The 12,614-nt window shown below is 65.3% G+C and carries 9 protein-coding genes; 3 read left to right on the top strand and 6 right to left on the bottom strand.

All coding sequences use genetic code 11. From position 1 onward, the window contains the following. The first annotated feature begins 113 nt into the window (after positions 1-113). The 3 genes from BCO18175_RS37705 (at position 114) to BCO18175_RS37695 (ending at position 3,358) form a co-directional block, all read left to right on the top strand. Positions 114-1,256, top strand: a complete 1,143-nt coding sequence (locus BCO18175_RS37705; RefSeq protein ID WP_174988655.1) for a DUF2827 domain-containing protein — start codon at positions 114-116, stop codon at positions 1,254-1,256. A gap of 788 nt (positions 1,257-2,044) precedes the next feature. After that, positions 2,045-2,848 (top strand): EAL domain-containing protein, encoded by an 804-nt coding sequence (locus BCO18175_RS37700; RefSeq protein ID WP_174972045.1) that lies wholly within the window; start codon positions 2,045-2,047, stop codon positions 2,846-2,848. A 93-nt stretch (positions 2,849-2,941) separates the two neighbouring features. Then, positions 2,942-3,358: a hypothetical protein gene (locus BCO18175_RS37695; protein ID WP_174988654.1), complete on the top strand. Its 417-nt coding sequence runs from the start codon at positions 2,942-2,944 to the stop codon at positions 3,356-3,358. A gap of 205 nt (positions 3,359-3,563) precedes the next feature. Here the strand turns inward: BCO18175_RS37695 and BCO18175_RS37690 are convergent, their stop codons facing one another. The 6 genes from BCO18175_RS37690 to BCO18175_RS37665 all read right to left on the bottom strand — a co-directional run. Beyond that, positions 3,564-4,700, bottom strand: a complete 1,137-nt coding sequence (locus tag BCO18175_RS37690) for a DUF2827 family protein (protein ID WP_174988653.1) — start codon at positions 4,698-4,700, stop codon at positions 3,564-3,566. Between the two features lie 28 nt (positions 4,701-4,728). Further along, entirely contained in the window at positions 4,729-5,196 is a 468-nt protein-coding gene (locus tag BCO18175_RS37685) for a DUF4019 domain-containing protein (RefSeq protein WP_174972049.1), read from the bottom strand. A gap of 25 nt (positions 5,197-5,221) precedes the next feature. Continuing rightward, the gene (locus BCO18175_RS37680; protein WP_174917068.1) at positions 5,222-6,376 is read right to left on the bottom strand and encodes a DUF2827 domain-containing protein; all 1,155 of its coding nucleotides are present in this window, start codon (positions 6,374-6,376) and stop codon (positions 5,222-5,224) included. Between the two features lie 14 nt (positions 6,377-6,390). Next, positions 6,391-7,536 (bottom strand): DUF2827 domain-containing protein, encoded by a 1,146-nt coding sequence (locus tag BCO18175_RS37675; protein ID WP_174988652.1) that lies wholly within the window; start codon positions 7,534-7,536, stop codon positions 6,391-6,393. Between the two features lie 403 nt (positions 7,537-7,939). Continuing rightward, complete coding sequence (locus tag BCO18175_RS37670; protein ID WP_174917066.1) at positions 7,940-8,608, bottom strand: OmpA family protein; 669 nt, start codon at positions 8,606-8,608, stop codon at positions 7,940-7,942. Positions 8,609-8,732: 124 nt separating this feature from the next. Further along, a partial coding sequence (locus tag BCO18175_RS37665; RefSeq protein ID WP_174988758.1) for a YadA family autotransporter adhesin occupies positions 8,733-12,614 on the bottom strand: 3,882 nt, incomplete at its 5' end.

The following is a 12,614-nucleotide window of genomic DNA, read 5'->3' as shown; positions in this document are numbered from 1 at the left end:
GCGCTCCGCTAGAATGCCGGGTTGCCGCCGGCGTGCGCTGCTTGACGCGGGCGGCGCTTCGCGCGCTACACTGCGTTCATTCCATCCCCATCCAACCTTCCATCCCGCCGACGATGACGTCCCCTGTCCTGAACGGCCTGCGCATCGGTATCACGATCGGACTGCGTGCCCCCGACGAAAGCCTGTGGATCAACGGCATCAAGCAGAACGCGCTGTTTCTCGCGAAGCTGCTGATGGCGTCGCAGCACGGCTACCGCGTGACGCTGGTCAACACCACCGATGTGCCGCTCACCGACGCGCTGCCGTGGGATCGCAACGTGTACGACACGCGCGCGTTCGCCGACATGAAGGATTCGCTCGACGTGGTGATCGAGCTCGGCGGGCAGATCGACGGCGAGCAGACGGCCTACCTGAAGTCGCGCGGCGCGAAGCTCGTCAGCTATTGCTGCGGCGTCGAGTACATCAACGCGATGGAATCGATGCTGTTTGGCCGCCGGCTGTGGGATTCGCTGTTCATCAACCGCGGCTACGACGAAGTGTGGGCGATTCCGCAGATCGCGCCTTCGTCGCTGCCGTTCCTGCAGTCGCTGCGCCGCTGCCCGGGGCGGGTCGTGCCGTTCGTGTGGGACCCGATGTTCCTGAGCGCGCGCGCTGCGTCGTTGCCCGGGCACGGCGAATACCGGCCGCGCAGCGAGCCCGGCAAGCGGCTGACCGTGATGGAGCCGAACCACAACGTCGTGAAGTTCTGCGTGTATCCGATGCTGATCATCGACGAAGCGTATCGCCGTGATCCCGACGCGATCTGCTTCACGCACGTGACGAACGCCGACCGCCTCGCGCACGACAGCCCCGAGTTCGTGATGCTGATGAACTACCTCGACGTCGTGCGCGCGGGCAAGGCGAGCTTCGTCGGGCGCTTCGATACGCCGCTGTTCCTGGCCGACCTGACCGATATCGTCGTGTCGCACCAATGGTCGAACCCGCTCAACTATTTCTATTTCGACGTGTGCTGGCAGGGCTATCCGCTCGTGCACAACGCGAGCCTCGCGCCCGATCTCGGCTACTACTATCCGGACAACGACGTGCAGCAGGGCGCCGATGCGCTGCTGCGCGCGCTGCATACGCACGATGACGACTGGGAAGCGTACACGCGGCGCCAGCGCGAGATCCTCGGCCGCTATACGTCGGCGAATCCGGCGCTCGTCGCCGAATACGACGCACTGCTCGCGAACCTGGTCGGCGCATCGGCCGCATAAGGCCCGATTTTTCGCGCGACGCACACCGTCGCGCCGAATCCCGCCATCGGGATTGTCCCGCCCTAATGTCTGACGAAATAATGCCGTTAAAAAAGAAACCGCCGAACCCGATCGGTTCGACGGTTTTTGAAGGCACGAAATCGACGGCTCCGAGGGAAGTCCGTCGGAAATCATTTTAGAGGTTAACAAGTCTTTAAGATTGTTAAACATGTTTCAATCGATAATCATCATATGATTTAACTTGATATTATCGATTCAAGGCAGCTTGATTCTGTTTAGAAATTTAATAATTCGTTTGAAACGGGAAAATTGAACGCTGCGATGATCGAATGACGTGCGGCGGCCGATTCTCGGTGCAGGGAAAGCCAGGTGGCCGGCTTCCGCGACGGGCCTGACAACGGGCCATGGCAGTGCTTTCCCGGCCGGTATTTATATGATCAATTGAAAGTTTCGTGATTTGCGGGGCATGCAAATTGCGAAGGGAATTGATTCGGGCAAGGTTGTTTGTATGAAAAGAATAAACGGTATCTGGATCGGGGTTCCGTAATTTGCGTTAGTGTGACCTGTCGCACATTCGGTATCGTGCGCACATGGTGTATTTCAAGTAACTGAATATCGTTGAAAAATATCGAATTTGACGGCGCGCCGAAGCGAAAAGTACGCTCCCGGAAAAGATCGACATAACAGAATGGGCCGGGTAGGCGGCGGAGCGCGTCATGATCGGCTTGCTCCGCATGTTTTTTGAGGTCGAGCCGCGATCGGCGGCTCGCCATTTGCCGGAGCGCCGGATGAATGCGGTCGAAGCTCGCCAGGAGGCGAATCGGGAAGCGAATCGTGACGAAATCGATCTCGTGTTCGGCGCCCCCGACGATCATCCCGACCTCGCGTCGGTACGCAGTTTCGTGGAAAGCCGGCTCGGGTTCGCGCAAGAGCCCGTGTGCCGGGCCGACCTGTCGGGCGGTGTGCTGTACCAGGAATGCCTGGCGCGATTGCGGTGGGGCGAGCGCGAGGTGCTGCCGCCGGTCGCGTTCCTGCCACGCCTCGAGGCGCTCGGACTGATGCGGTGGTTCGACCGGCTGGTGGTCGGCCGGACGATCGACGCGCTGCGAGCCGATCCGGCTGCCGTCTACGGCTGCAATCTGGCGGCGGCGAGTGCGGTGGTCGACGACGCGTGGCTGGCCATCTTCAGGCGGCTGGAGCGCGAGCCGTCGGTCGCGGCGCGGCTGGTGGTCGAGATCACGGAGACGGGGCCGCTGAATCCTGTCGCGGGTCGTTCGTTCGTGAACCGCTTCCGGCAGGCCGGGTGCCGCATCGCGATCGACGATTTCGGTGTCGGCTTCAGCGCATTGAACAACCTGGTGGTCGGCAATCCCGACATCGTGAAGCTCGACCGGTCGATCCTGTCGATGATCAAGCGCAACGCGATCGGGCGTTACCAATTCCGCCGGCTGATCGCGTTCGCGCATGAAGGTGCGCGACACGTCGTCGTCGAAGGCGTGGAGAGCGAGATCGACCGGCAGATCATCGTCGATGCCGGCGTGGCGTGGGCGCAGGGCATCCGTTTTTCATGGCGGTCGCCGGCCGCCGCGTGACGGCGCGGGAACAGGCGGGGCGGCGTGCATGAGGTACGCCGGTGTCGGGCGTGGCCGGCGCGTGGCCGGGACGAATCGCAAAGGGGCGTGAGCATGGCGGGGACGAAGGCCGGAGGCGGAACGGGCACGCAGGCGGCCGGTGCACGCGAGCTCGTCGCGATCGCCGAGCTGGCCGACATGCTGTGGCAGCTGGGCGCTGAATCGACCGAGGTGCCGATCGACGTCGCGCCGTATCTCGACGGCCTGAAGGCCATCGCACGTCGCATTCAGCGGATGAAGCCGCTCGACGCCGGCAGTCGTGAGCTGGCAGCGCGGCACTATTACGCGGGTGTCATCGCGGGCGCGTGCGGCGACGATTCGGCGATCGCGCGTGGGGTATCCGACAGCCTCGTCAAGCAATCCGGCGGCGCCAGCCGGCCGGTGGCGCGCTGCTTCGCCGTGCTCGCGCGGACGGGGCGGCGGCATGGCCGTGTGTTTGCGGCGCAGAGCGGCGATCGGGTACTGGTCTAGCACCCGTTCACGCCGGAGACGGGCGCCGGCACGGCGCGAGACGTGCGGCCCGCGTCTGCATCATCCGCACGCAGCGGCCCGAACCCGCATCAAATCTATCGATCCTTCCCGAATCCGCCGAGCACGAACGCCATTGCGCGGTCGACCGCGTCGTCCCGTCACGCGCAGTGCCGGGTGATGACGAACGGGCCGTGGACGAATGCGATCAGCCGAGCGAGCGGCCTGCGAACAGCTGCTGGATCTGCGCGGAATACGCGTGGACGTTGTGCTCGGCGAGCGTGTCGACCTGGTGCAGGCAGCGGCGGGCCGCGACTGCGTATTCGTCGAGCCGCCCATCGTGCGTCTGCGCGGCGGTCGCGATCGCACGCGCCGCATCGAAGATCTCGAAGTCCGGGTAGTAGTAGCCGACGTCGCGCAGGAACGGCGAGTTGTGCACGAGCGGGTAGTTGCCGTACAGCGCGTCGTACAGCAGGTAGTTGAGGCCGTTTTCCCAGTGGTGGGACACGACGATGTCGGTGTGATGCGCGGCCCACGCGACGAACGGCGCACGCACGTCGGCGGTCGCCTTGCCGTCGCGCACCATCTCGAGCCCGAGCGCGAGATGCTTGAAGGCGACGTTCTCCTTCTTGTCGAACGTGTTGGTCATGTACACGTGCTCGACGAGCTCCGGATGCTCGACGTAGCACGCGTTCGCCGCGAGCATCGGTACGATCGAGCTCTTCACGACGTTCAGGTTCGGTTCGAAGAATGCGATGCGTTTCGCGGTGCCGTGGTTGCGATAGCCGAAGCGCGCCTTCAGTTCAGGATCCGCGTCGAGGCTGCGTTCGATGAAGTACGGCGACCAGATGTGCGGCAGCTCGAACACCGGCGCGCGATAGACGGCCTTGAAGTATGCCGCGCACGTGTGCATGTGCTGCGGATTGGTCCAGATCTCGTCGAACTGCACGCGGTGCGGGTTCGGCCGCCACGGGTTCTTCTCGAAGTTGATCGTCTCGACGGCGATCACGTAGTCGTTGCCGAAGCGGTACGACACGCACTTGCCGCCGCGCCGGCGCACGGCGTCCGTATGCGACGTATCGACGAACGCGTTCATCTCGATCAGCAGGTCGGTCTGGTGGACGACGGCCGACAGCGGCCGAAGCGCGTCGCCGAACGCGTCCATCATCAGCGCCTGCGGATAGTCGGTGATGCCGTCGTCGTGCGCGAGCCAAACTTCGCCGATCAGCGGCGACTGCTTCAGCAGCATGTACAGGTACACGCAGTGCTGGTTCGCGCCGTTGTACCAGATCGACTGCGTCGCGTCGCGCTGCACGTTCATCGTTATCGCGACATTGAGTTTCATGGCGGCTCCGGAGTGCAGGGGGCGCGACTTACGGCGTGTAGTTCTGAGCCTGGCGCGGCACGTAGCCGGTCAGGTGCCACTGGCCGTCGTCCTCGAGGCGAAAGCTCAGCTTCTCGAACATGGTCGCGCCGTTCGTCAGCGTGGTCGTATAGTCGACGTTCGCATAGAGTCCGTCGGGCGTCGTGCCCGCGTTCGTGTAGCGGATGCGCGTGATCTGCGCCCAGCCGCGATGGCGCACCGCGCCGACGGACTGGCGGGCACGCTGCATGTCCGCCGCGAACTGGTCCTGCTTGATGCGCGACTTCACGAACGGGGCCGCGTCGGTCCATACCGCGACGTACTGGCCGGCGTCGAGTTGCTTGAACACCGCATCCGAGTCGCGGAGCAGCGCGTCGGCCGATTCGCCGGACGATTGCGCGTGCGCGCCGATCGCGATCGAAGCGACGGCGCAGCCGATCAGCCATTTGGCGCGGGTGAGGGGCGGGCGTACGTTCATGTCGGAGTCCGGAAAGGGCGGCGCGTCACGCGTCGCGATAGAGGGTGGCGATTGCGTCCGTATAAGCGGCGACGTTCTCGGGGTTGTAGATGCTGACGGAGCTGAGCACGTGCTTCGACTGCTCGCGATATGCCTCGAGGTTCGCATCGTGCTCGGCGAATGCCTGCAGCAGCGCGCGGCCGCCGGCCTGGCAGTCGAAGTCCGGATAGAAATACCCGGCCTTGCCGAGGAACGGCGAGTTGTGGATCAGCGGGTAGTCGCCGTACAGCAGCTCGTAGTACAGGTAGTTCTGCGCGTTTTCCCACGTGTGCGACACCACCGCATCACCGTACGCGGCCATGAACTCGTACACCGCGTAGCGGCTCTCGAACGTCGTGATCCCGTGGTTCACGATGTCGAGGCTCTTCGCGAAATGGACGAACGTCGCATGTTCCTTCAGGTGCAGCGTGTTGCACACGCGCACGAACTCGATGAAATCAGGCTTGGCCCGATACGCTTCCTCGGCCACCAGCATCGGGATGACGCTCGTCTTCACCATGCAGATGTTCGGCTCGAACATCGTCACGCGCCAGCGCGGCTTGCCGGGCTCATAGCCGAACGACAGGCCGGCGCCGAGCGTCGCGCGCGCCTTGTCGAACAGCATCGGGTGCCAGATGTGCGGGACGATCGTGACGGGCGCGCGCAGGCCCGTCTGGTAATAGTGCAGGCACGAGCGCTCGAATTCGGGAATCGTCCACACGGCGTCGTACGGCGCGCCCGAGAACAGGAAACCCGACGGCTTGTTGAACATCGCGCGTTCGATGTCGATCACGTAGTCGTTGCCGACCCGCATCGTGACGACCTTGCCGCCGCGCTCGCGGAACGCGCGCAGGTAGTCCGCACCGAACTGCGCGCTCATTTCGATCAGTACGTCGCAGCGCTGCAGCGCTTCGTCCATCGACAGCAGCGGCACGTCCCATTCGCCGAGCATCATCTGCGGATCGGCGACCTGTTCGCCGCCGTTCACCATCACGGCTTCCGCGACGAGCGGCGACTGGCGCAGCAGCAGGATCAGCAGCAGGCAGTTCTGGAAGATGCCGTTTTCCCACAGCGACTGGCCGGCGCCGCGCACGAACAGCGACACGCCGACGACGAGACGCTTGCCCTCGCCGGGCGCTTGACGGGCATTGGAGTCCGACATGCGTATGCTCCGGTTCAGGCGACCAGACGCGAGACAAACGCGTCGAGGTTCGCGGGGTTGTCGATCGAGACCGACTGCAGCAGCCGGCCGGCCTTCGCGCGGTAGTCGTCGAGGCGTTCGTCATGATGCAGCCACGCGTCGAGCAGCGCCCGGCCGCCTGCCGCGGAATCGAAGTCCGGGTAGTAATAGCCGGCGTCGCCGATCAGCGTCGAGTTGTGGATCAGCGGATAGCCGCCGTACAGCACGTCGTAATACAGATAGTTCTGCCCGTTTTCCCAGTGGTGCGACACGACCGCGTCGGCATGGCGGGCCATGAAGCCCGGCAGGTCGAGGCGCGGCTCGAAGGTCGCCTTGTGCTGGCGCACGAGATCGAGACTGTTCGCGAAGTGCACGAAGGTCGGATGCTCCTTCATGTGCAACGCGTTCACGACGAACATGTGTTGAACTGCGTCCGGACGCGCACGATAGAACTCGTCGCACGCGAGCATCGGGTAGTGGCAGGACTTGGCGACCGAGATGTTCGGTTCGAGCATCGCCAGGTGCCACGGGCGGCGGCCGGGCCGATAGCCGAACGTCGCGCCTTCCGCGGCGAGCGCGGCGATGCGGCGGTCGAGGAAGTACGGCGACCAGATGTGCGGCATCAGGTGTACCGGCGCGCGCAGGATGGTCTGCAGCATCGGCGCGGCCGTCTTGTCGTATTGCGGCAGCAGCCACACTTCGTCGAACGGTGCACCGTTGAAGACGTGCCCCGACGGTTTGCCGAAGATCGGGGTTTCGCACAGGCCGGCATACACGTGACCGCAAAAGAACGCGGCGATTTTCTTGCCGAGCGCCTTCATGTGCCGGAGCCATTCGACCGGCAGCTGCGCGCCCATTTCAATCACGACGTCGACTTCGTGCGTGACGTCGGAGGGCTTCACGAGCGGGATGTCGAGGCCGTCGAGTTCGAGGCCGGCCGGCAGCGCGCTGGCGTCGCCGCCGTTCAGGAAGTAGACGGGGCCGACGCGATCCGAGCGCTTGAGCATCATCGCGAGGAACGCGATGTTCTGGTGTATGCCGTTTTCCCAGATCGCCTGGCCGTCGCGCGCAAACAGCGAGATGCCGACGGCCGGCCGTTGCTTGCGGGTGCCGCCCGAGGCGGCTTCATTGATGTCCGTCACCGGTTGGTTTCCTCTGCGGCGTCGTGCGTCCGGGCATCGCGTCGAGCGTCTGGCCTGGAAGCGGCGCGCCGTGGATTGTCATGGTTGCATTTGCGCCGGTGCGCCGCGGCGGGCGAATCGGGCGGCCTGGTTCGCGAGGGCGGCAGCCGGTTTCCGGCATGTCATCGGGCGCGCCTGGCACGGCGCGCGATTCGGGCAGGTTGCCCCGGCGACTGTCTGCGGCGATTGTGGCACGGAAACCGCCGGTTTTGGCGGGACGTGACGAACTTTGACATAGCCGCCGGCCAATGTGAGCAGGGCGCCGGCGAAGCGGCGCCCGGGTTGTCCGGCGGAGGTCGGGGGCGGGTCCGGCGCGGCGCTGGCGGCCTGCCGGATCGGGGTGCCGCGCGCGGCGGCGGCCCGGTCAGTGCTGCAGCCGGATTTCGACGCGGCGGTTGCTGGCGCGGCCTTCGGGCGTCGCGTTCGACGCGACCGGATCGGCCTTGCCGCGGCCCGAGACCGTCAGCGAGTCCGTCTTCAGGCCGTGCGCCTTCAGGTATGCCGCGACGGATTCGGCGCGGCGCTTCGACAGCGCCAGGTTGTAGTCGTCGCTGCCCACCGAATCCGTAAAGCCGGTGACGCTCACCTGCGAGTACGTGTGGTCGGCGCGCTCGCTCAGCAACCGGTCGAGCGATTCGCGCGCGGTCGGGGCGAGCGTCGCGTGGTCGGTTGCGAACAGCGCGTCGCCCGACAGGTTCACCTGTTCGACGACGGCGGCGGCCGGCGCGGCGGCCGAGGCCGAAGCCGCCTCGGCCGGTGCGGCGCCGCACTGGAATACGAGCGTCGCGGGATCGGATTTGTCGCGCAGCGCGCGGGCCGAGTCGAGGGCGCGCACGGGCTCTTCGCCGCAAATCTTGCGGGCGGCCTTCATGCAGGTCTCCGGGCCCGACAGCAGGCCGTGGCAGTCCACCTGGAAGGTGCGCACGCCGTCGCGCGGCTGCAGTTCGGAGGCGCTGAAGGTCGGGCCGGATGCGGTCGAGCACGCGGCGAGGGCCGTTGCGGAAAGCGCGAGCGCAAGAGCGAGTTTGTTCACGGTTACATCCTCAATACTTGGGTTGACTGAAGCCCGCCACGGGTGGCGCGGCGGGCTCGTCTGGCCGTCGGGGCCGCCGTGGGCCGTCCGGCTGGCGAGCCGGGCGGCCTGGCGGCGCGACGCGTTACTTCCACTGGTACAGCATGCCGGCGCCGATCACCTTCTGACCGCCGCTGAAACCGCCGTTGATCGACGCCTTCAGGTTTTCCGTGATGCGGGCCTGCATGTTGACCGCCATTGCCTTCTGGCCGAGGAAGGTCGACGTACCCACACCCATCCCGAAGTTGGCGTCGCGATCGAGCTGCGGGATCGAGGCCATCGCGCCGACGGCCGCGATACCCTGCTTCGCCATCTGGTCGGTCTGCTGCAGTTGCGAACCCAGCGAGTTGATCTGCGCCTGCTGGCCCGACAGTGCCGTCGACAGGGTCGTCTGCACCTGCGTCAGCTGGTTCACGTTCACCGCGTCGGTGCCTTGCGTACCCGGCGCGACGTTCGTGATCTGGCGCTGCTGCGTGTCGTTGCCGACCGACACCACGTTCGAGCGGCCGCCGTCGTTGGAGCCTGCGCCGATCGCCACCGAGTTCGAACCCGTGGTGACGGTCGGGACGTCGGTGCCCTTGCCGTTCATGTCGGCCGCGATGCCGTTGTTGTTGGCGGCGCGCGTCGTGTTGTTGTTGATCGTCGTCGACAGCGAGTTCAACGTGTTGTTGATGTTGTTCACGCCGGTCGACAGCGAGGCCACGTTGCTGTTCGTCGTGCTCAGGCCGGTGGACAGCGAGCCGATGCCGGTCGAAGTCGACGTCGACAGCGAGTTGACGTTGCTGTTCGTCGTGCTCAGGCCCGTCGACAGCGAGTTGATCGCGGTCGAGGTCGACGTGGACAGCGACGACACCGAGCTGTTCGTGCTGCTCAGGCCGGTGGACAGCGAGTTGATGCCCGTCGACAGCGACGCGACGTTCGACGCGGTGGACGTCGACAGCGTGTTGATCGCATTGTTCGTCGCGTTGAGCTGGCTGCCGTTGATCGCGTCCGTGCTGCTGGCCGAGATCTGGCCGGCGGCGACGTTCGTGATCTGGCGTTCCTGGCCCGGTGCGCCGACGCTCACCACGCCAACCGGCGAGCTGCCCGCGAAGAAGTACGTGGTGCCGCCGATCGTTGCGCTCGACGTCGGGTTCGCGGCACTCGTGACCGAGTTCGCGCCGAGTGCGATCGAGTTGGCGACGTTGGCCTGCGCATTCGTGCCGAAGGCGAGCGCGTCGGCGGCCGTTGCCTTGGCAGCGGAGCCGTACGCTTGCGCGCCGGTGGCGCTTGCCGTGGCCTGGTTGCCGAGCGCGATCGTGTTGTCCGCGGTGGCCTGGTTCGAGCTGCCGAGTGCGAGCGCGCTCGCGCCGTTGGCCGTGTTCGCGTTGCCGAGCGCCACTGCGCCGTTGCCGGTCGCCGTGTCGTTCGCGCCCATCGCCACTGCGCCGGTACCCGTTGCGATGCTCGGGTCGCCGATCGCGACCGCGCCGTCGCCGCTTGCCGTGTTGCCGGAGCCGATCGACACGGCCTTGCCGCCCGTTGCCGATGCGTTCTGGCCGATGGCGACCGCGCCTGCCGACTGCGCGTTCGAACCGTCGCCGACCGCGACGCTGCTGGCGCCTGCTGCGCTGGCGTTCACGCCGGCTGCGATGGCGTTGGTGCCTGTTGCGCCCGTGTTGTCGTAGTTGGCTTGCTGCACGCCGTTGTCGTTGACGCTGTAGTAGTGCGTCTTCGCGGCGTTGATCGCGGTCGAGGTCGAAGTCGACAGCGACGTCACCGAGCTGTTCGTGCTGCTCAGGCCGGTGGACAGCGAGCCGATGCCGGTCGACGTCGACGTGGACAGCGACACGATCGTGCTGTCCGTGCTGCTCAGGCCGGTGGACAGCGAGCTGATGCCGGTCGAGGTCGACGTGGACAGCGACGTGATCGAGCTGTTGGCCGACGAGAGGCCGGTCGACGTCGAGGTCGACAGCGAGCTGATCGAGCTGTTGGCCGAGGACAGGCCCGTCGAGGTCGAGGTCGACAGCGACGTGATCGAGCTGTTGGCCGACGAGAGGCCCGTCGACGTCGAAGTCGACAGCGACGTGATCGAACTGTTAGCCGACGAAAGACCCGTCGAGGTTGAAGTCGACAGCGAAGTGATCGAGCTGTTGGCCGAGGACAGACCGGTCGAGGTCGAGGTCGACAGCGAGGTGATCGAGCTGTTGGCCGACGAAAGACCCGTCGAGGTTGAAGTCGACAGCGAAGTGATCGAGCTGTTGGCCGAGGACAGACCGGTCGAGGTCGAGGTCGACAGCGAGGTGATCGAGCTGTCAGCCGACGACAGGCCCGTCGACGTCGAGGTGGACAGCGAATCGATCGAGCTATTTGCCGACGACAGGCCGGTCGACGTCGAAGTGGACAGCGACGTAATCGAGCTGTTCGCCGACGAGAGGCCGGTCGAGGTCGAGGTGGACAGCGAATCGATCGAGCTATTCGCCGACGAGAGGCCCGTCGAGGTCGAGGTCGACAGCGACGTGATCGAGCTGTTAGCCGATGAGAGGCCCGTCGAGGTCGAAGTCGACAGCGACGTGATCGAGCTGTTCGCCGACGACAGACCCGTCGAGGTCGAAGTCGACAGCGACGTGATCGAGCTGTTGGCCGACGACAGGCCGGTCGAAGTCGAGGTCGACAGCGACGTGATCGAGCTGTTGGCCGACGAGAGACCCGTCGAGGTCGAAGTCGACAGCGAATCGATCGAGCTGTTAGCCGTGGACAGACCGGTCGAGGTCGAGGTCGACAGCGACGTGATCGAGCTGTTCGCCGAGGACAGACCCGTCGACGTCGAAGTCGAGAGCGAGGTGATCGAGCTGTTGGCCGACGACAAGCCCGTCGAGGTCGAAGTCGACAGCGACGTGATCGAGCTGTCAGCCGAGGACAGACCGGTCGAGGTCGAAGTCGACAGCGAATCGATCGAGCTGTTCGCCGTGGACAGGCCCGTCGACGTCGAGGTCGACAGCGACGTGATCGAACTGTTGGCCGACGACAGGCCCGTCGAGGTCGAAGTCGAGAGCGAGGTGATCGAGCTGTTAGCCGAGGACAGACCGGTCGAGGTCGAGGTCGACAGCGAGGTGATCGAGCTGTCAGCCGAGGACAGACCGGTCGAGGTCGAGGTCGACAGCGACGTGATCGAGCTGTTGGCCGACGACAGACCCGTCGAGGTCGAAGTCGACAGCGAGGTGATCGAGCTGTTAGCCGACGACAGGCCGGTCGACGTCGAAGTCGAGAGCGACGTGATCGAGCTGTTGGCCGACGACAGACCCGTCGAGGTCGAGGTCGACAGCGAGGTGATCGAGCTGTCAGCCGACGACAGACCGGTCGAGGTCGAGGTCGACAGCGAATCGATCGAGCTGTTCGCCGTGGACAGGCCCGTCGAGGTCGAAGTGGACAACGACGTGATCGAGCTGTTGGCCGAGGAGAGGCCGGTCGAAGTCGAAGTCGACAGCGAGGTGATCGAGCTGTTCGCCGACGACAGACCGGTCGACGTGGAAGTCGACAGCGACGTGATCGAGCTGTCAGCCGACGACAGACCCGTCGACGTCGAAGTCGACAGCGAATCGATCGAGCTGTTCGCCGTGGACAGGCCCGTCGACGTCGAGGTCGACAACGACGTGATCGAGCTGTTAGCCGACGACAAGCCGGTCGAGGTCGAGGTCGACAGCGACGTGATCGAGCTGTTGGCCGAGGAGAGGCCGGTCGACGTGGAAGTCGACAGCGACGTGATCGAGCTGTTGGCCGACGAAAGCCCCGTCGACGTCGAAGTCGAGAGCGAGGTGATCGAGCTGTCAGCCGACGACAGACCGGTCGAGGTCGAGGTGGACAACGACGTGATCGAGCTGTTCGCCGAGGACAGACCCGTCGATGTGGAAGTCGACAGCGACGTGATCGAGCTGTTGGCCGAGGAGAGGCCGGTCGACGTGGAAGTCGACAGCGACGTGATCGAGCT

Origin of the sequence: Burkholderia lata (assembly GCF_902499335.1) — a bacterium.
In the GTDB taxonomy this organism is placed as follows: domain Bacteria; phylum Pseudomonadota; class Gammaproteobacteria; order Burkholderiales; family Burkholderiaceae; genus Burkholderia; species Burkholderia lata_B.
The sequence above is the reverse complement of the archived record's forward strand: the minus strand, read 5'-3'. Positions and strand labels throughout refer to the sequence as shown.